Origin of the sequence: Nonomuraea sp. MTCD27, from assembly GCF_041950495.1 — a bacterium.
GTDB lineage: Bacteria > Actinomycetota > Actinomycetes > Streptosporangiales > Streptosporangiaceae > Nonomuraea.
Genome location: NZ_JBGNUW010000026.1, coordinates 107,583 through 126,321, shown reverse-complemented (window position 1 = coordinate 126,321; position 18,739 = coordinate 107,583). Strand labels below are relative to the sequence as shown.

General features: G+C 70.6%; 17 protein-coding genes. 7 read left to right on the top strand and 10 right to left on the bottom strand.

Annotated elements, in window-relative coordinates; translation table 11 throughout:
- Window positions 1–14: 14 nt before the first annotated feature.
- Window positions 15–482, top strand: a complete 468-nt coding sequence (locus ACBJ59_RS51530; RefSeq protein ID WP_375117325.1) for a rhodanese-like domain-containing protein — start codon at window positions 15–17, stop codon at window positions 480–482.
- A gap of 422 nt (window positions 483–904) precedes the next feature.
- Here ACBJ59_RS51530 and ACBJ59_RS51525 read toward each other — a convergent pair whose 3' ends face one another.
- The 4 genes from ACBJ59_RS51525 to purD form a co-directional block, all read right to left on the bottom strand.
- Window positions 905–2,194 (bottom strand): GTP cyclohydrolase IIa, encoded by a 1,290-nt coding sequence (locus ACBJ59_RS51525; RefSeq protein ID WP_364111104.1) that lies wholly within the window; start codon window positions 2,192–2,194, stop codon window positions 905–907.
- A gap of 201 nt (window positions 2,195–2,395) precedes the next feature.
- The gene (gene murA / locus ACBJ59_RS51520) at window positions 2,396–3,661 is read right to left on the bottom strand and encodes a UDP-N-acetylglucosamine 1-carboxyvinyltransferase (protein ID WP_375117324.1); all 1,266 of its coding nucleotides are present in this window, start codon (window positions 3,659–3,661) and stop codon (window positions 2,396–2,398) included.
- 77 nt (window positions 3,662–3,738) lie between these two features.
- Entirely contained in the window at window positions 3,739–4,575 is an 837-nt protein-coding gene (locus tag ACBJ59_RS51515; protein WP_375117323.1) for a phosphoribosylaminoimidazolesuccinocarboxamide synthase, read from the bottom strand.
- Window positions 4,572–5,786, bottom strand: coding sequence for a phosphoribosylamine--glycine ligase (purD, locus tag ACBJ59_RS51510; RefSeq protein ID WP_375117322.1), 1,215 nt, complete (start codon window positions 5,784–5,786; stop codon window positions 4,572–4,574). Before purD ends, ACBJ59_RS51515 begins: the two co-directional genes overlap by 4 nt.
- A 400-nt stretch (window positions 5,787–6,186) precedes the next feature.
- Here purD and corA point away from each other — a divergent pair, with 400 nt between their 5' ends.
- A complete protein-coding gene (gene corA, locus ACBJ59_RS51505; protein ID WP_375117321.1) occupies window positions 6,187–7,254 on the top strand; it encodes a magnesium/cobalt transporter CorA in 1,068 nt (355 codons plus the stop codon).
- A 7-nt stretch (window positions 7,255–7,261) separates the two neighbouring features.
- On the opposite strand, the gene ACBJ59_RS51500 is transcribed toward corA, so the two are convergent.
- Window positions 7,262–8,167: a glycerophosphodiester phosphodiesterase family protein gene (locus ACBJ59_RS51500; RefSeq protein ID WP_375117320.1), complete on the bottom strand. Its 906-nt coding sequence runs from the start codon at window positions 8,165–8,167 to the stop codon at window positions 7,262–7,264.
- 109 nt (window positions 8,168–8,276) lie between these two features.
- Between ACBJ59_RS51500 and ACBJ59_RS51495 the strand changes: the two genes are divergently transcribed.
- On the top strand, window positions 8,277–8,984 hold the full coding sequence (locus ACBJ59_RS51495) for a GNAT family N-acetyltransferase (RefSeq protein ID WP_375117319.1): 708 nt from the start codon (window positions 8,277–8,279) through the stop codon (window positions 8,982–8,984).
- A 12-nt stretch (window positions 8,985–8,996) separates the two neighbouring features.
- On the opposite strand, the gene ACBJ59_RS51490 is transcribed toward ACBJ59_RS51495, so the two are convergent.
- From ACBJ59_RS51490 to fbaA, 3 genes are all read right to left on the bottom strand, one after another.
- Window positions 8,997–10,280 (bottom strand): adenylosuccinate synthase, encoded by a 1,284-nt coding sequence (locus ACBJ59_RS51490; protein WP_375117318.1) that lies wholly within the window; start codon window positions 10,278–10,280, stop codon window positions 8,997–8,999.
- A 99-nt stretch (window positions 10,281–10,379) separates the two neighbouring features.
- Window positions 10,380–10,790, bottom strand: coding sequence for a DUF3151 domain-containing protein (locus ACBJ59_RS51485; protein WP_364111088.1), 411 nt, complete (start codon window positions 10,788–10,790; stop codon window positions 10,380–10,382).
- Window positions 10,791–10,824: 34 nt separating this feature from the next.
- Complete coding sequence (fbaA, locus tag ACBJ59_RS51480; protein WP_375117317.1) at window positions 10,825–11,847, bottom strand: class II fructose-bisphosphate aldolase; 1,023 nt, start codon at window positions 11,845–11,847, stop codon at window positions 10,825–10,827.
- 128 nt (window positions 11,848–11,975) lie between these two features.
- On the opposite strand from fbaA, the gene ACBJ59_RS51475 reads away from it, so the two are divergent.
- Entirely contained in the window at window positions 11,976–12,776 is an 801-nt protein-coding gene (locus ACBJ59_RS51475; protein WP_375117316.1) for a DedA family protein, read from the top strand.
- A gap of 208 nt (window positions 12,777–12,984) precedes the next feature.
- Window positions 12,985–13,446 carry a hypothetical protein gene (locus ACBJ59_RS51470; RefSeq protein ID WP_375117315.1) on the top strand — a complete coding sequence of 154 codons (462 nt, stop codon included), beginning with the start codon at window positions 12,985–12,987 and terminating at the stop codon, window positions 13,444–13,446.
- Window positions 13,447–13,518: 72 nt separating this feature from the next.
- Here the strand turns inward: ACBJ59_RS51470 and pyrE are convergent, their stop codons facing one another.
- Window positions 13,519–14,052 carry an orotate phosphoribosyltransferase gene (pyrE, locus tag ACBJ59_RS51465; protein WP_375117314.1) on the bottom strand — a complete coding sequence of 178 codons (534 nt, stop codon included), beginning with the start codon at window positions 14,050–14,052 and terminating at the stop codon, window positions 13,519–13,521.
- A complete protein-coding gene (locus tag ACBJ59_RS51460; protein ID WP_375117313.1) occupies window positions 14,049–14,744 on the bottom strand; it encodes a hypothetical protein in 696 nt (231 codons plus the stop codon). The genes pyrE and ACBJ59_RS51460 overlap by 4 nt, the downstream gene beginning before the upstream one ends.
- A 97-nt stretch (window positions 14,745–14,841) precedes the next feature.
- Here ACBJ59_RS51460 and ACBJ59_RS51455 point away from each other — a divergent pair, with 97 nt between their 5' ends.
- Together ACBJ59_RS51455 and ACBJ59_RS51450 are read left to right on the top strand one after the other, a co-directional pair.
- The gene (locus tag ACBJ59_RS51455) at window positions 14,842–17,190 is read left to right on the top strand and encodes a sigma-70 family RNA polymerase sigma factor (protein ID WP_375117312.1); all 2,349 of its coding nucleotides are present in this window, start codon (window positions 14,842–14,844) and stop codon (window positions 17,188–17,190) included.
- Window positions 17,191–17,376: 186 nt separating this feature from the next.
- Window positions 17,377–18,633, top strand: coding sequence for an NYN domain-containing protein (locus ACBJ59_RS51450; protein WP_375117366.1), 1,257 nt, complete (start codon window positions 17,377–17,379; stop codon window positions 18,631–18,633).
- Window positions 18,634–18,739: the final 106 nt, after the last annotated feature.

The window sequence follows — 18,739 nt, the reverse complement described above, 5'->3', positions numbered from 1 at the left end:
AGGAGACGCCTGATATGTCACACCCTTCCGCCGTCATGTCGGCCCCGGCCGCCGGCTCCGCCGCCGCCGTCGCGCACTTCGCCGCCCGCCTGTCCTTCGAGACCGACGTCTCCGACGTGGCCGCCGACCTGGCCGCCGCCACCCCGGGTCTGGTCGTCGTCGACTCGCGCAGCCGGGAGAGCTGGGACCAGGGTCACGTCCAGGGCGCCGTACACCTCCCGACCGCCGAGATCGCGGCCAGGGCCGCCACGATGGTCCCCGGGGACGCCATGGTCGTCACGTACTGCTGGGGTCCCGGCTGCAACGGCGCGACCCGGGCCGCCCTGGAGTTCGCCAGGCTGGGTTACCGGGTCAAGGAGATGATCGGCGGCTTCGAGTACTGGGCCAGGGAGGGGTTCCCGGTGGAGACCGCGTCGGGCGTCACCCGCCACCAGGTGGACGCGCTCACGGCCCCGACATCCGGCATCGCCTGCGCCTGCTGACCCGGAGCTCCACCATTGCGTGAAAGACGCTTCCTGTACCCCTACAGCCCCGCGTAGCCCCCTTCTCCACCGGGGACACAACCCGCTATATCCCGCGAATCAGCCCGAAACCCGATCGATCAGTACCAAGAACGCGGTCCGGCTGCTCGAAACGGCCTGGAACCCACGGGAACCGTTCATCAAGAACGCCATCTCTCAACGCACCCCAGGCGGAGAACCGGCGCCGGAAAATTTGGTGCCCCCGTCCGAATCCCATCGATCGGGGGCGTCCGTGAACATACCCCCATCTACACGGGTCAACCAATTAGTTCACAAGAGTCAATGCTCAAGTTCGCGAAGCTGACACCTTCGGTCAATGCCAGCGTCACGCCGAGGCAGACCCGCCGCGCCGAGCACGGCGGGCCTGTCCCTTCCCCGCCAGGTCAGCGGGGTCCGAGCTTCTCCACGATCAGCCGGTAGAGCTGCCGTGGTCGCCCGGGCTGAGGCGTACGGTTCGGCGGTAGCGGCCACGCGAGTCCCTCGTCAACCAGCGTGCGCAGCAACCGCCGGGCCGTACGCGGTGTGACCCCGAGCATCTTGCCCGCGCCCTCCGCGTCGACGACCGTGTCGCCTCCTTCGAGCTTGGCCGCCAGCCGGGCCAGCACCTCCACCCCCTTCGGCTTGAGGGCGGTGGCCCCGGTGGGCGGCATGCGCGGAGCCGGGATGAGCGCCCGGCCCTCGCGGTCCACCGCGAATCCCTGTGCCTGCTTGCCCGCCTGCGTGCGGGCGAGTGCGGCCCTGGCGTGCGACTCGGCGTCGTGCGTCGTGCGCCCCATCCCCACACCGACCTCGACCGCCAGCCCCAGCTCGTCCCTGATCCTGGCCGCGAACGGCAACACCCGGAACCCGTCTGTCGCCGCCGCGATCGAGCCCCTGGTGGCCGTCACCAGGTAGCTGTGATCGTCGATGGGCCAGACGGTGGCGTTGATCCGGTTCGCCTCCTGGACCAGGAGCCGGTGCAGCGACAGCCGCAGCTCGTCGCGCCAGTAGCGGGGCGCGGCGCGGCGCACGGGTTCGCGCAGCGTCGGCACCTCCACCAGCACCACGGTGAGCTGTGACTCCTCCAGCCGGTGGTGCGCCCCGAGCAGCGCCGCTGTGTGCAGCGCCGTACGGACCGCCCCCGAGGTCGGCCTGATCCTGATGACCGGTACGCCCGCGGCATGCAGGCGTTCGGCCACCGCGGGCAGGCACGTCAGAGCCCCCGTGGTCGCACCCTGACGGGCCAGGCGTTCGTGGTAGGCCGCGATCGTGCCGGTGGCTCCCGGCTCGTCGCGGCTGTGCACGTCCGCGGCGGGGATGCCGAGGTCGGTGTACGCCTCCTCGACATCGGCCCTGCTGACCACGTCGATGCTGACCTTCTGGGGATCCATGCGGGTGTCCAGCGCGGCCTTGGCCAACGCCGCCACCAGTGCTGCTCCACCGAGCTGCACGTACGTCGCGGGCATCGTCAGCACGCCGGAACGCCTGGCCAGGTCATAGGGAACCGGGCTGGCGAACAGGCATGCGTCGACACCGGGACCGAGCCTCGTCACCTTGTCGGGCGCCTCCTGCTCATCGCGGTAGGCGGCCGCCACCAAGCGACACGGCAGCGGTGCCGCGGCGTGACCCATCAGCATGACTCGCTCGACCAGGTCGTGGGGTCCGACCACGCCGATGGTGAGGTCCGGTGTCATGGCGCCCGGGCGTGACACTCGGGGAGTTTCTTCGGCCCTCTCGACCAATGTTCGTCCCATCCTGCCGTCCGTTGCAGTGCTCTCTTTTGGAACGATCGCTCGCGGGGGCCGTAATGTCACGCCCGACTTTTCCGGAAAGCCGTTCTGGTTGACCGCCCGACAAGATGTCTTAGCAGCTCAACGCGGGATTCTTCGCGTTTTTTAGCGCTCGGAAATCTCTCGTGTAATGTCCGCGCCGAGCGCGCGCATTCGAGCGGCGAGATGCGCGTGGCCGCGATCGATGAGGTATCCCGAGTCGATCACGGTCTCGCCTTCGGCCGCCAGTCCGGCGAGCACGAGCGCGATCCCCGAGCGAAGATCGTGGGCCGTCACCTCGGTGCCGGTGAGCGGCGTGCGGCCGCGTACGATCGCCCGGCTGTCGTCCACCTCCACGTTCGCGCCCATCTTGTTCAGCTCGCCGGCCAGCGCGAACCGGCCGTCGAAGATGCGCTCGTGGATGTAGCTGGTGCCGTCGGCGAGCGCCGCGACGGTCATCATCGGCGACTGCAGGTCGGTGGCGAACCCGGGATAGGTGTCGGTGATGATGTTGATCGGCCGCAGCGGGCCCTCGCAGCGCACGTGCAGCACCGCGCCCTGGCGGTGGAACTCGACGCCCATCTGCTCCAGCTTGTAGCGGACGACGCCCAGGTCGAGGCCGGTGCCCACGAGGCTGACCTCGCCCCCGGTGATCGCCGCCGCCATCGCGAACACGCCCGCGTCTAGCCGGTCGGGCATCACCGTGTGCTCGACCGCGTGCAGCTCCTCGACGCCTTCCACGGTGATGAAACCGGTGCCGCCGCCGCTGATGCGCGCGCCCATCTTGGTGAGCATGTCGATGACGTCGAGCACCTCGGGCTCCAGCGCCGCGTTCTCGATCACGGTGGTGCCCTTGGCCAGGGCGGCGGCCATGATGAGGTTCTCGGTGCCGGTGTGGGACGGGGTGTCGAGATAGAGCGTGGCGCCGGTCAGCCCGGACGCCTTGACGTGGATGACGGTCTCGCCCTCGTCCACGATCGCGCCCAGCCGCTTGTAGCCGAGGTAGTGGAAGTCGAGGTTGCGGCTGCCGAGGTTGCAGCCGCCGACCCCTTCCACGATCGCCTCGCCGAGGCGGTGCAGCAGCGCGGGGGTGAACAGGACCGAACCGCGGAACCGCCTGGCGATCTCGGCGGGCAGCACGGGGCTGTTCACCCTGGAGGCGTCGATGACCAGCGTGCGCTCGGACTCGTGCAGCTCGACGTACGCCCCGACCGCCTCGGCCAGCTCGACCGCGCGGCGGACGTCTTCGATGATCGGCACGTTGCGCAGGACGGTGCGGCCCTTCGGGGCGAGCAGAGCCGCACCGATCATGGGCAGCACGGCGTTCTTCGCGCCCTGGATGAACGCGGTTCCACGCAGTGCGTTGCCACCGCGCACGCGGTAACGGACCATTCGTGCGGCTCCTTGAAATCAACGGTGAGGCTCGATCGGGCCAACAGTAGTCGCTCACACCACATGACCCAGCCGAATCATCCGCTAAAGGGAACCCCCGTGACGCGCTCATACGCTTCTAGGTATCGCTGCCTGGTGCGCTCGACCACCTCGTCGGGAAGCCGAGGTGGGGGGTTTCCGGAGGATTTGTCCCATCCGGATTCGGGCGACAACAACCAATCGCGTACAAATTGCTTGTCAAAAGAAGTCTGTGAACGGCCCGGCTGCCATTCGTCGGACGGCCAGAAACGCGACGAGTCGGGCGTGAGCACCTCGTCCCCCAGCGTCAGCACGCCGTCGGCGTCCCAGCCCAGCTCGATTTTCGTGTCGGCCAGGATGATGCCCCGCTCGCGGGCGATCTCCGCGCCGCGCGTGTAGACGGCCAGCGTGATCCGCCGCAGCTCCGCCGCGGTCTCCGCGCCGACCTCGGCCACGACCTGCTCGTACGAGATCGGCTCGTCGTGCTGCCCCGCCGGCGCCTTGGAGGACGGCGTGAAGATCGGCTCGGGCAGCCGCGACCCGTCCTCCAGCCCCGGAGGCAGCGCGACCCCGGACACCGTGCCGTCGGCGCGGTATTCGTTCAGCCCGCCGCCCGCCAGGTAACCCCTGGCCACGCACTCGACCTGGACCATCCGCAGCGGCTTGCACAGCACGCTGCGGGAGTCGTCGCCGCGCGCCACGATGTGGTTGGGCACGATGTCCTTGAGCTGGTCGAACCACCACAGCGACATCTGCGTGAGGATGGCCCCCTTGTCGGGGATGTCAGGCTCCATGACGTAGTCGAAGGCCGAGATCCGGTCGGAGGCGACCATGAGCAGCAGGCCCTCGTCGGTCTCGTACAGATCCCGGACCTTGCCGGAGTGAACGTGCTTCATGGGGCGATGTCCGTCCTGTAGTGGGAGCCGCGCAGCTCGATCCGGCCGGCGAGGTCGTAGGCCGCCCGGCGCGCGCTCTCCTGGTCGGGCCCGTGCCCGATCACGCTGAGCACCCGCCCGCCGCTGGACACCACGTCGTCGCCGGCTCGCTTCGTGCCGGCGTGCAGCACGTAGGCGTGCTCGGTCTCCTGCAGCCCGGTGATCACGTCACCCTTGACCGGCGACTCCGGATAGCCCTCCGAGGCGATCACCACGCACACGGCCGAGCCGCCCTTGAACACCGGGTCGAGCCCCAGCTCACCGGTCGCGCTGGCCATCAGCAGCCCGCCCAGCGGCGTCTCCAGCCGGTCGAGCAGCACCTGCGTCTCCGGGTCACCGAACCGCGCGTTGAACTCGATGACCTTCGGCCCCTTCGTCGTCAGGGCCAGCCCCACGTAGAGCACCCCCTGGTACGGCAGCCCGCGCCGCGCCAGCTCCCCGATCGTCGGGTGCACGACCTCCCGCATGACCTGCTCGGTCAGCCCTTCGGGCGCCCACGGGAGCGGCGTGTAGGAGCCCATGCCGCCGGTGTTGGGCCCCTCGTCGCCGTCGTAGGCCCGCTTGAAGTCCTGCGCCAGCTGCAGCGGCACGGCGGTGCTCCCGTCGCACAGCGCGAACAGCGACACCTCGGGCCCGTCGAGGAACTCCTCGATCACCACCCGATCGCACGCCCGCGCGTGCGCGAGCGCCTGCTCCCGGTCCTCGGTGACGACGACGCCCTTGCCCGCGGCCAGCCCGTCGTCCTTGACCACGTAGGGCGCCCCGAACTCGTCGAGCGCCGCCGCGGCCTCCTCCTCGGTCTCGCACGTCCTGGCCCGCGCGGTCGGCACGTCGGCGGCCCGCATGATCTCCTTGGCGAACGCCTTGGACCCCTCGATCATGGCCGCGTCGCGGGACGGCCCGAAGCAGGCGAAGCCCGCCTCGCGCACCGCGTCGCTCACCCCCGCCACGAGGGGCGCCTCGGGACCCACCACCACGAGGTCGACCCGCAGCCGCTCGGCCAGCCCGGCCACCTCGCCGGGGTCGAGGGGGTCGACGGGGTGGGTGGTCGCGACCTCCTCTATGCCAGGGTTGCCTGGCGCACAGTGGAGCTCGCTGACCTGGGGATCGAGGCTGAGTGACCGGCACAGGGCGTGCTCACGCCCTCCGGAACCAATGACTAGAACGCGCACGCGCTCCATTGTCGCAGGCCCGCCGCCTGGCGCAGGCGCAGGTGGCCAGGACACCAAATGCCGGAACAGGCAGGAAACTTTGTGGAGTTCTACCTGAGCCGGAGGCCGCCGGACGAGTATGGTCGGAAAGGTTCACCCGCCTGTGGTAAGTTAGGGCGGCTTTGCGGCGTCCCTTGTGATTGGAGGTGGTCCGGGATGAATCCTGGTGATCCCAGCAGTACGTGCTTCCACACGTACGGCCTGCGTACCCCCGACCACTCCAATCCGGCAGCCTGATCGTGCCTCCACGTTTGCGTGTTGATTGAGGTGACTTTTCGTCGCGCGTGGAGCGTGCCAGGTCGGGCGGAAAGGGACTGCCATGCGCTCGTCCACGCTTTTCCGTCGCATCAACCGTCACCCTGTGCAGCCGCGCGCCGCGCACTCGCTCCCGAAGCCGGTGCGTGAGATCTGCGTGCCGCCCGTGGACTCCATAGTCGAGTTCGGCGCCTACGTCCTCGGTAAGAAGGTCTCCGCGTCGGGCATCACCGAGGCGCTCGACCTCGTACGCGAGCACAACAGGACCTCCGACGGCGCCAACGCCTTCGTCTGGGTCGGCCTGCACGAGCCGGAGGCCCCCGAGGTGGAGTGGCTCTCCGAGGTCTTCGGCCTGCACCCGCTGGCCGTCGAGGACGCCGTCAAGGCCCACCAGCGGCCCAAGGTCGAGCGGTACGGCGAGTCGCTGTTCATGGTGCTCAAGACCATCGCCTACCTCGACCACGACGAGCTGACCGCCAACAGCGAGATCATCGCCACCGGCGAGATCATGGTGTTCCTCGGCGTGGACTTCGTGGTGACCGTGCGGCACGGCGAGCACTGCCCCCTCACCGTGGTCCGCGAGCGCCTCGAGGACAAGCCCAAGCTGATGAACCGCGGCCCCGCGGGTGTACTGCACGCCATCTCCGACCACGTGGTCGACCAGTACCTGCAGGTGGCCGACCTCATGCAGCTGGAGCTGGAAGAGGTCGAGGCGACGGTGTTCGCGGACGTCAGCTCCCGCGACATCAACCGGATCTACCAGCTCAAGCGGGAGATGCTGGAGATGAAGCGGGGGATCATGCCGCTGCAGGCCCCGCTGTCCGCGCTGCCCCAGCGCCGCGTCATCCCCTCGGAGATGCGCGAGTATTTCCGTGACGTCGGCGACCACCTGTCGCGCGTGTGCGAGCAGGTCGAGTCCTCCAACGAGCTGTGCAGCTCGATACTGCAGGCTGCGCTGGCCCGCTCGAACGCCCTGGCCAACGAGGACATGCGCAAGATCTCGTCCTGGGTGGCCATCCTGGCCGTGCCCACGATGATCGCCGGCATCTACGGCATGAACTTCGACTTCATGCCGGAGACCAAGCAGGTCTGGGGCTATCCGGCGGTGCTGGCCGTCATGGTCACGGCCTGTGTCCTGCTGCATCGTGGCTTCCGCCGCAACGGCTGGCTCTAGCCCGGCTCTAGACCCCCACGGGCCTGAGCGGGCCGACCGGCTCGGGCAGGTCCAGCCCCCGCTCCCGCCACAGCTCCCGCATCCTGTCGGGGTAGTCGGTGACGATCCCCGCCGCCCCCAAGTCCAGCATCCTGGCCGCGAGCCCGGGCTCGTTGACGGTCCACACCGCCACGTCGAGCCCGGCGGCCGCCGCCTGCGCCATCAGCGCCTCGTCCACCATGACGTGCTCGGGCGAGAGCGTGGTCGCCCCGGCGTCGCGCGCCGCGGCGGGCACGTCGTCGTCCACACCCTCGTTCCAGTGCAGGGTGTCCAGCTCGATCAGCGCGAAGCGCCGCGTGCCGGGGGCCAGCTCGGCGGCGTGCGTGATGACGCGCCAGTCGAAGCTGAGGATGGCCACGTTGCCGAGCCGGCCGTGCCGGTCGAGCTCCTCGACGACCAGCTCGGTGAAGAGCCGGGGATCGGCCGTGAGCTCCGGCCGCGTCGGGTCGGACTTCAGCTCGACGTGCAGCCGAACGACCTCCGCCTCGTAGGCGTTCACCAGCCCGAGCACGGCGCCGAGCGTCGGCATCCGGGTCTCGGGCATGGGCACCTGCGTCAGCGCGAACGGGTCGTCGGGGTGCCGCGGCAGCCGCACGCCCACGTCGAGCGTGCGCAGCTGCGCCAGGGTCAGCGCGTTGATCGGCTTGCCGACATACGGGTAGAGCGGGTCGCCGGCGTGCAGCGGCCGCCTGTCGGCGCTCGTCACGGCGGAGACCGTGAGATCGTGCGTGAGCACGAGTCGGCGGTCGGCGGTGAGCGCGACGTCGAGCTCGAGCGCGTGCACGCCGAGCTCCATCGTGCGGCTCATCCCCGGCAGGGTGTTCTCCGGCCAGAGGCCGCGAGCCCCTCGGTGACCATGAATCTCAACGCGCACAACCGGGACCCTACCTGGCGGGAGGCACGTCTAGGCGGTGCCACGCCGTGTCCTTTTTATCCTGCTACGCCCGGTCGTGTGGTTCCAGCCAGACAATAGGCTGTTCTCTATGACGGAGGTTCTCAAAACGGCCCATTCCGCAACAGTTCGGGCATGGGTCGAAGGATGGGTCATCTCCCGCAACGCCCCCAGCCCCGTACGCGAGCCCTGGGGCCTGCGCGTGGACGTCGGCCTGCCCGGCCACGTGGCCCGCCACGTCGTGGCCGCACCGACCCCCGAGACCCTTCACCACCTGACGGCCACGCTCACCACCCCGGGCACCTGGCTCAAGCTGTGCGCGCCGCCCGAGGCCGTCGCGCCGCTGCTGCCGCCGCGCTGGGCCGTCCAGGACCCGGAGTTCATGATGACCGCGCCCCTCACCCGCGCCGCCACAACAGCCGCCACAACAGTCGCCCCGGCAGCCGTCACGTCAGCCGGCTCGGCAGCCGCCGCCGGGGCACCGTCCGGCTACACCCTGGCCGTCACCACCCGCTCGGGCGTCACGGCGGTGCGGCTGCTCACGGCGGCGGGTGAGGTCGCGGCGCGGGGACAGTACGCGGTCGCGGGCCGGACGGCGGTCGTGGACCAGGTCGAGACGGCGGGCAACCACCGCCGCCGCGGCCTCGGCACGGTCGTCATGAGGACGATCGCGGCCGGGGCCGCCTCGATGGGGGCGCGCACAGGCGTCCTGGTGGCCACCGCCCAGGGCCAGGCCCTGTACGAGACGCTGGGCTGGACCCTGCACACCCCGATGACGGCGGCCGTCCTGACCTCTTGACCCCGGTGGCCTCTAGACCAGCGGGCGCACCACGATGGTCTGGTCGCGGCCCGGGCCGACGCCGATGGCCGAGATCGGCGCCCCGCTCATCTCCTCCAGCGTCCGCACGTACGCCTGCGCGTTCGGCGGCAGGTCCTCGAACGACTTGGCGCTGGAGATGTCCTCCCGCCAGCCGGGGAACTCCTCGTAGATCGGCTTGGCGTGGTGGAAGTCGGTCTGCGTCATGGGGATCTCGTCGTGACGCACGCCGTCGACCTCGTAGGCCACGCACACCGGGATCCGCTCCAGGCCGGACAGCACGTCGAGCTTGGTCAGGAAGTAGTCGGTGATGCCGTTGATGCGGGTGGCGTAGCGGGCGATCACCGCGTCGAACCAGCCGCAGCGCCGGTTGCGGCCGGTCGTGACGCCGTACTCGCCGCCGGTCTGGCGCAGCCACTCGCCCATCTCGTCCGTCAGCTCGGTCGGGAACGGGCCCGAACCGACACGGGTGGTGTACGCCTTCAGGATCCCGATGATCTTCGTGAGCCGGTTCGGCGGGATGCCGGCCCCCGCGCACGCGCCGCCCGCCGTGGGCGACGACGACGTCACGAACGGGTAGGTGCCGTGGTCGATGTCGAGCAGCGTCCCCTGCCCGCCCTCCAGCAGCACGAACTTGTCGTCGTCCAGCGCCTTCGCCAGCACCAGCGAGGTGTCGGCGATGTGCGGCTTGAGGCGCTCGGCGTAGGCCAGATACTCGTCCAGGACCGCCGCGGGGTCGATCCCGCGCCGGTTGTAGACCTTGGTCAGCACCTGGTTCTTCTCGGTCAGCGCGACCTCGATCTTCTTCGCCAGGATGCCGGGGTCGAGCAGGTCCTGCACGCGCACGCCCATACGGGCGATCTTGTCGCCGTACGCGGGCCCGATGCCGCGGCCCGTGGTGCCGATCCTGGCCTTGCCCAGGTAGCGTTCGGTCACCTTGTCGAGGGCCTTGTGGTGCGGCATGATCAGGTGCGCGTTCGACGAGATCAGCAGGCGTTCGGCGGAGATGCCCCGCGCGGCCAGCCCGTCGATCTCGCTGAGCAGCACGCCCGGGTCGATCACCACGCCGTTGCCGATGACCGGCACCACCTCCGGCGACAGGATCCCCGTGGGGAGCAGGTGCAGCGCGTATTTCTGATCACCGATGACCACGGTGTGTCCCGCGTTGTTGCCCCCCTGATAGCGGACGACGTAGTCGACGTCGCCACCGAGCAGGTCGGTGGCCTTGCCCTTGCCCTCATCGCCCCACTGGGCACCAACGAGAACGGCAGCCGGCATGGTTCAGTCTCCCGAGCACAAAACGAAAACCCCTGACGCAAGCGCGACAGGGGCTCTTGCGTAGAGAGACTACCCGAACGTGCCTATTCGTCCCAAGGGCTAGCCCTTGGTCAGCGCGTCGTAGCCCGATTCCGTGCTGTCCTTGAGGAACTGCAGGCACCGCTCGGCCTCGTCCTTCTCGCCGATCGCCTGGGCGGCCCTGGACAGCGAGTAGAGGCAGCGCAGGAACCCGCGGTTCGGCTCGTGCTCCCACGGGATGGGCCCGTGCCCCTTCCAGCCGCTGCGCCGCAGCTGGTCGAGCCCCCGGTGGTAGCCGGTACGGGCGAAGGCGTAGGAGGTCACGGCGTGCCCCTGGGCGAAGTATTCCTCCGCGAGCACGGCCCACGCCGTCGGGTAGGCGGGGAAACGGGCGGCCACGTCGGCGGCCTTGGCCCCGGCTTCGAGCGCCTCCCTGGCCTCGGGCAGGTCCGGCAGGTGAGTCGGGGGCGGCCCGGCGAGAAGGTTATCCATAGGACAAGTCATACCCGCCGGGCCGCCGAAGTGGCTAGGAGATCTTCGTCCCAGCGCTCTTGAGGCTCTGGCACGCCTCCACGACGCGGGCGGCCATCCCGGCCTCCGCGGCCTTGCCGTAGGAGCGCGGGTCGTAGGTCTTCTTGTTGCCCACGTCGCCGTCCACCTTGAGCACGCCGTCGTAGTTCTTGAACATGTGCTCCGCGATCGGGCGGGTGAAGGCGTACTGGGTGTCGGTGTCGACGTTCATCTTGACGACGCCGTAGGAGATGGCCTCGTGGATCTCGTCGAGCAGCGAGCCGGAGCCGCCGTGGAAGACCAGGTCGAACGGCTTGTCCCTGCCGTACTTGGCGCCCACCGCGTCCTGGATCTCCTTCAGCACGCTCGGCCGCAGCTTCACGTGACCCGGCTTGTAGACGCCGTGCACGTTGCCGAACGTGGCGGCCAGCATGTAGCGGCCCTTGTCGCCGATGCCCACGGCCTCGGCCGTGGCCAGCGCGTCCTCGGCGGTCGTGTAGAGCTTCTCGTTGATCTCGCCGACGACGCCGTCCTCCTCGCCGCCGACCACGCCGATCTCCATCTCCATGATGATCCGCGCCCTGGCGCACTTCTCGATGAGCTCCTTGGCGATCTCCAGGTTCTCCTCGAGCGGTACGGCCGAGCCGTCCCACATGTGCGACTGGAAGAGCGGGTCGAGGCCCTTGGCGACCCGCTCCAGGGAGATGTCGATCAACGGCCGCATGAAGCCGTCGAGCTTGTCCTTCGGGCAGTGGTCGGTGTGCAGCGCGATCGTGACCGGATATTTGGCGGCCACCACCCTCGCGTACTCGGCCAGCGCCGTCGCGCCCGTGACCATGTCCTTGACCGTGGCGCCCGAGAGGAACTCGGCACCGCCGGTGGAGACCTGCACGATGCCGTCGCTCTCGGCCTCGGCGAAGCCGCGCAGGGCGGCGTTCAGCGTCTGCGAGGACGTCACGTTGATCGCCGGGTAGGCGAATCCGCCGGCCTTCGCCCGGTCGAGCATCTCAGCGTAGACCTCTGGAGTCGCAATAGGCATGATTCATCTCCCTGAGAAGTTACGGCTTCGCGCCAGGGCCCAGTATCCCGGCTCACTACCCGCTGTGGTAGAGACAACGCGTGCTTGATGGTCATGTCGAGCATGCCCGCTACGGGTAGGCTCTGCGCGTGGACTGGCTTTGGAATCTCCTCGACCCGACGTGGTGGCTCACGATTCTCGGCGCTTTCGCCACCATCGGCGTTCTCGCGATCATCTTCGCCGAAACGGGTCTGCTGCTCGGGTTCTTCTTGCCCGGTGACTCACTGCTGGTGGCCGCGGGGATTTTCAGCTCGGCGTCGGTGGCCGCGGGAATGGGCATCGCCCCGCTCTCGCTCCCCGTCCTGCTGATCGGCACGCCGCTGTGCGCGATCGCCGGTGCCCAACTCGGGCATTTCCTCGGGGCGAGATTCGGTCGCAAACTCTTCGACAAACCGGATTCGCGGTTGTTCAAGAGGGAACACGTGCTCAGGGCCGAGGAGTTCTTCGAGAAGTTCGGTCCCGCCAAGGCGGTGATTCTGGCCAGGTTCGTGCCGATCGTCCGTACGTTCATGAATCCAGTCGCCGGCGTGCTGGAGATGAGCCCCAAGCGTTTCTTCCTGTGGAACGTCGTCGGCGGCATCGTCTGGGTCGAGGGCCTCATCCTGCTCGGCCACTTCCTCGGCGGCCAGGTCGACCCCAAGCAGATCGACAAGTACATCCTGCCGGGCGTCTTCGTGATCGTGTTCATCTCGCTGATCCCGATCATCGTCGAGGCCGTCAAGCACCGCCGCGCCGCCAAGCAGCTGCCGGAGCCCAACGGCAAGCACCACCGCGTCCAGGCCGGCTGGCCGCCGCCCAGTGACAGCCAGTCCGACTGGCCGGCGCCCCCCGACGGCCAGGCCGGCTGGCCGGCGCCCACCGACAGAGGTTCGCCGGACATCCGGCACTGAACGACGCGCCCGCGGACAACGGTCCCCGGACCGCCGCCGAGCACTGTCACCGCGCGCGGAAGGGCCGTCGGCGCCCAGCCGACGACGACCGACCGCGCGCGCCAACTGGGCTCACTGATTGGACTCGCCAACTGGACTCACTAACTGGGCGCACCGACCTGCGCGCACTGACAGCGACGGCGGATCACCACCGGGTACGCTGCCCCCTGTGGGACGCCACAGGTCAGATCCGATGGGCATCGCCCGATTAGCGCTCGCCGTCCTGGCGGCGGGGGCCGTGGTGACGCTGCTGGTCATCGGCGGTCGCGCGCTGATCGGCTCGCTCGGCGCGGCGGCGCCCGAGCGCGAGCCCGCCTCCGCCCCCGCCACGGACTCCTCGGCCGGCCCCTCTGCCGGCCCCTCGACGGCCTCGGACGCCACCGGCAAGGTGCCGACCGTACGCATCGAGTGCCTCGCCGAGACCTGCCCCCTCGTCACGGTCCGCGTACCGGGCGGAGACGTGCTGCAGTATCGCGAGATGAGCAAGGGCGAGGAGGTGAGCTACTTCGAGCCGGAGCTGGACGTCGTGCTCAGCGACGCGGGCACGGTCCGCGTCACGGAGAACGGCAAGCCGCGCGACCAGGGCGAACAGGGCGCCCGCGAAGCCTTCACCGTCCGCGACCCCGGCTGAGCCCGGACACGGGCGTCCGTCGCGCGGCTCGCCCTGCCCCGCGAAGACCCCGCCGGAGCGCGGCCCGGCAGGTCAGAGCCCCAGGTCCCCCAGCGTGTACGCCGACCGGTATTCCAGCCCCTCACCCGTGATCCGCTCCCTGGCCCCCCGGTCCACGATCGTCGCCACGGCCACCACCTCGGCCCCCGCCTCCCGCAGCGCCTCCACGGCCGTCAGCGGTGAGGAGCCCGTCGTGGAGGTGTCCTCGACGGCCAGCACCCGCCGCCCCTTCACCTCGGGCCCCTCGATCCGCCGCTGCATGCCATGAGCCTTCTGCGCCTTGCGCACCACGAACGCGTCCAGCGCCCGCCCGCGCGCCGCCGCCACGTGCAGCATCGCGGCGGCCACCGGATCGGCCCCCAGCGTGAGCCCGCCCACCGCCTCGTAGTCGAGGTCGGCCGTCAGGTCGAGCATCACGCTGCCGACGAGCGGCGCGGCCACGCCGTCGAGTGTGATCCGCCGCAGGTCGAGGTAGAAGTCGGCCTCCTTGCCCGAGGAGAGGATGACCTTGCCGTGCACCAGGGCCTTGTTCTTGATCTCGGCCAGAAGGTTGTCGCGATCCGTCATGGGTCCAAGCTTAGGGTCCTGATCAGGGCGAGGGCCTGCCCGTACGCCTTCGGCAGCGGCCGCACCCGGACCCGGGGCCGCCGCCCGTACAGGATCTTCGAGGCCCGGAGCCGCGCCACCCTCTCCGCCAGCAGCTCGTCCCGATCCGTCACCGCCCCCACCCGGAGCGGCCCCAGCAGCGCCAGCGTCTCGTCCCCGGGGAACGCCGCCCGCAGCGCCGTGGCCAGATTGAGCGCCGCCGCCAGCCGCTCGGCCAGCTCCTCCACCCGCTCCGACGGCTCGGCCACCACCAGGCACGTCCCGGCGGGCGAGCCCCGGTAGAGCTGCGCCAGCCGCGTACGCAGGTACGCCAGGCTGACCAGCCCCGTCAGCGGATCCTCGCAGTGCAGCTCCCCGATCGGCGCGAAGCTCCGCTCCGCCCACCCCGCCGCGAACGAGCGCACCGCGGTGAACGGCGGCTCACCCGCCCCCGACACCGAGAAGAGCGCCGCCAGGTCGTTCAGACCCTCGGCGACGCCCACGCCCGCGCCTGCCCGCGCGGCACCCAGACCCCAGCACGCCTGCGACACGTCGCAGCCGCCGCACACGGCCTTGATCACGACCTCCGCCTCGGGCGTCCACCAGTCGTCGGCGAGCGACCAGCCCGTCGCCATGCTCCTGCCGCGCCACCGCGACAGTACGTCCTGCTCCATCGAATGCCTCCCGGAGTAAAGACGCGGGCGCGGTTTAGTCATGACGGGGAATGCGGAATGATTGCGCGGGGCAACCCCGCGTAATCGTGAGGTCACTATGGGTGTCGAATCGCCGCAAAGCGATGCTGATCTGCTGCAGGCGGTCAGAGAGGGCAATGCCGCTGCCTACGGGGAGCTCTACGAGCGCCACGTGGCGGCGGCCCGCGCGCTGGCCCGGCAGCTCGTCAGGGGCGCCGAGGTCGAGGACGTGGTCGCGGAGTCGTTCACGAAGATCCTCGACCTGGTGGGCAGGGGCGGCGGGCCGGAGTCCGGCTTCCGCACCTACCTGCTCACCGTGGTGCGGCGCACGGTCTACGACCGCTCCAGGGTCGAGAGCCGCCAGGTGACGACGGGAGAGATCGAGCAGTACGACCCGGGGGTGCCCTTCGTCGATCCCGCGCTCGTCGGGCTGGAGCGGTCGCTGATCGCCAGGGCCTACCTGTCGCTGCCCGAGCGCTGGCGGGCGGTGCTCTGGCACACCGAGGTGGAGCGGGTCCGGCCGGCCGAGGTGGCGCCGCTGCTGGGGCTGTCGGCCAACGGGGTGGCCGCGCTGGCGTACCGGGCGAGGGAGGGGCTGCGGCAGGCGTACCTGCAGATGCACCTGGGCGCCCCGCCGCAGCACGATTGCCGTCCCGTGCTGGGGAAGATGGGCGCCTACGTGCGGGGCGGGCTGGCCAGGCGCGACTCCAAGGTGGTCGACGACCATGTGAGCGGCTGCGAGGAGTGCCACGGGGTCCTGCTGGAGCTGACCGACGTCAACCGCGGGCTGCGCGTCATGGTCGGGCCGCTGATCGCCGGGCCGCTGTTCGGCGGCTACGCGGCGGCGCTGGCCAAGGCGGTCGCGGGCGGGGGTGGCGCGGGCGGGCTGCTGCGCCTGTTCGGCCGGCTGCGGCGGGCGCCCAGGCAGCAGCAGGTGGCCGTGGCCGGTGGCACGACGGCGGTCGCGGTGGTCGTGGCGGCCGCGCTGCTGCTGGCCTCCGACGAGCAGCCGGTCAGGAAGCAGCCCGAGGTCAGGCAGGTGGCGCAGCCGCCTGCGTCGGTGGCGCCGGTGCCGGTGCCGGTCCCGCTGCCGAGCGAGGTGCCGGCCCGGGTGCCGCCGCCGGTCAGGAAGGAGCAGCCGGGCAAGGCCCGGCTGCGGGCCACGATCGACCCCCTCGGCGCCCTCGTACGCGCCCAGCCCGGCATCATCGGCATCCGCCTGCGCAACTACGGCGAGGGGCCCAGCGAGGAGCTGGCGGCGCACGTGGACCTGCCGCCGGGCGTCACCCTCGTCCCCCAGGCGCGGCGCGGCCGGGCCGCCGCGCTCCACGGCCCCGTGGGCACGGTGGACGGCTGGGCGTGCCGCCCGTCGGCGGGCGGCGCCAGGTGCGCCAGGTCGCCGCTGGCGGCGGGGCAGGGCACGACGGTGTTCCTGCGGGTGCTCGTGGCCGACGAGGCGCCGGAGGGCCCCGGGCCCGCCGTCCGCATCGCGGCCGGCTCGCTGCGGGTCCAGGCCCGGGCCGAGGACGGGGTACGCGCGAGCGGCGCGCCGGCCAGGTTCGCCACCGACGGGAAGGTGGCCGTCAGGGCGATCGGCAACACGCTGCTGAGCTGCCCCCAGGAGCGCGCGGGCTGCCCGGAGGCCAGGCGGCGCCAGAGCGGGCAGCGCGACAACGACCTGTGGCCGATGACCGCGCTCGACCGGGACGACCGGCCCGACACCGAGTCCTCCAGCGGGGCCGAGCTGACCCTGCCGAAGGGGGGCGAGGTCGTGTGGGCGGGGCTCTACTGGTCGGCCACGGGCGAGGACGCCACGGGGCCGATCAAGATCAGGCCGCCGGGGCGGCGCAAATACCTGACGGTCCGGCCGAGCGAGGTGACGACCCGCGAGCTCCCGCTCGGCCCCGTCTACCAGGCGTTCGCCGACGTGAGCGAGCTGGTCGGCAACGTGCGCGCCAACGGCACCTGGTGGGCGGCCGACGCGCCGATGCTGGAGGGGGTCTCGCGGCACGCGGGCTGGAGCCTGGTGCTGATCGTCACCGATCCGTCGGAGCCGTACAGCCAGGCCGTGGTGCTCGACACGGCGACCGTGGTCGGCGGCGAGTCGCGGCGGGTGCGCATCCCGCTGGGCGGGCTGAGCCCGGCCGCCTCGCCGGCCAGGGTCGAGCTGGTCACGTGGGAGGGGGACGCCGACCTGAAGGGTGACAAGGTCTCGCTCGGGTCCGGCCCGCTCACGCCGGGCGGCGGCGACCGCGACTCCTCGAACGTCTTCGACGGGTCGTCGGGCGGCGTGGCGGAGATGACGTTCGGTACGGACGTCGATACGGTCAGCGCTGAGCTCGGGGTGGATCCCGGGCTGACGATCGTCACGGACAAGGACGTGGTCCTGTTCGGAGTCGCCGCGCTGAGTGTGCGGGCGCGATCGTGACCGCGAACGGGACAAACTGGTACGGTCTGCCTAAATGGTCTGGCCAGACGGTGAGCGGGTGTCGAATCGTCGGGATTAACCCTCGCGCGATCACCTGCTTTCATTACCCTGAGAGAGGGCCGCCGAGTCCGGTCTCTGACGGTGCAGAGCCAGCAAGGTCGGACCACCAGGAAAGGGGCGGTGTCAGTGGATCGCTGTGCGCTGTTCGTGGACGCTGGCTATCTGCTGGCTGATGGAGCGATGGCCGTGCACGGCACGCGTCATCGCGAAGCGGTTTCCTGGGACTACCCAGGGCTGCTCCAGTTGATGACCAGCCTGTCGCGCGAGCGCACCGGCCTGCCGCTGTTGCGGTGCTACTGGTACGAGGCGACCGTGGAGGGCCGCCGCACACCGGAGCACGACGCACTGGCCGACATACCGGGTCTCAAGCTCAGGCTGTCACGCATCCGGCCGGGCCGGCGCGAAGGCGTCGACGCCCAGGTCCACCGTGACCTCATGACCCTCGCCCGCAACAACGCCATCTGCGACGCGGTGGTGGTCAGCGGCGACGAGGACCTGGCACAGGTCGTGTGCGACGCGCAGGACCTCGGCATCAGGGTGAGCGTCATCCACATCGCGGCCGACGGCGGCTGGGCCGTCTCGCGGTCGCTGCGGCAGGAGTGCGACGACCTCGTGGAGCTGGGCGCGGTCCACCTGCGCCCTTACGTCAGCGTGGTGACCGGAATCACCGAGTCGTCCAACGGGCACCACCAGCCGATCAGCAACGGGCAGTCCACCCACTCGCTGCCGCCCGCACAGCCGACGAGCCTGCCTCCGTCCTCATCGCCGTCCCTGCCCTCCTCGTCGCTCCCGCAGACGCCGTCGTCCACGGGCAGCCACGCGGCCGGCTCCTCCTCGCTGAACAGCCAGCCGTCGATCAACGGGCCCTCGTCCAACGGGTCGTCCTCCGGGCGCGGCCAGTCCTCGACGCCGCCGGTGCTGCCGACGTACAGCAACTACCAGCCGGAGCAGCCGCCCCAGCCGCCGCCCGCGGCCCCGGTCACCGGGCCCATCCAGGCGCAGCCCCAGTCGTCCAGCCCCAGCACCGGCCAGTTCGCCTCCCCGTCCAGCGGGAGCTACCAACCGTCGCAGCTCGGCCCGTACACCGGTCCGCAGCCCGCCCCCGTCAGCCCGCCCTCGGCCGCGACGGCCGGGGCCACCACGCTGGCCGACGCCGTCAAGGCCGCCCACCGCGAGGGACACGACTTCGGGGAGTCGGTGGCGCGCGACGCGCCCGCGCTGTGGCTGGAGGCGGTGCTCGCCCGCAAGCCGCGCATGCCGTCGGACCTGGAGGCGCGGCTGCTGCAGGGGTCGTCCCTGCCGATCGACTTCCTGCTGCACGACGAAGTACGCCACGCGCTGCGGCGCGGCTTCTGGGACGCTTTGGAACGCGCCCGCCACTGACGCCACACCGTTCCCCCCAAGCGCACCACCCTCTGAGCCTCTCGCTCGCCTTCCCCCCATGCCACCCCGGCGGTTCACCGTGCCACGAGAAACCCCCGGGGCCATG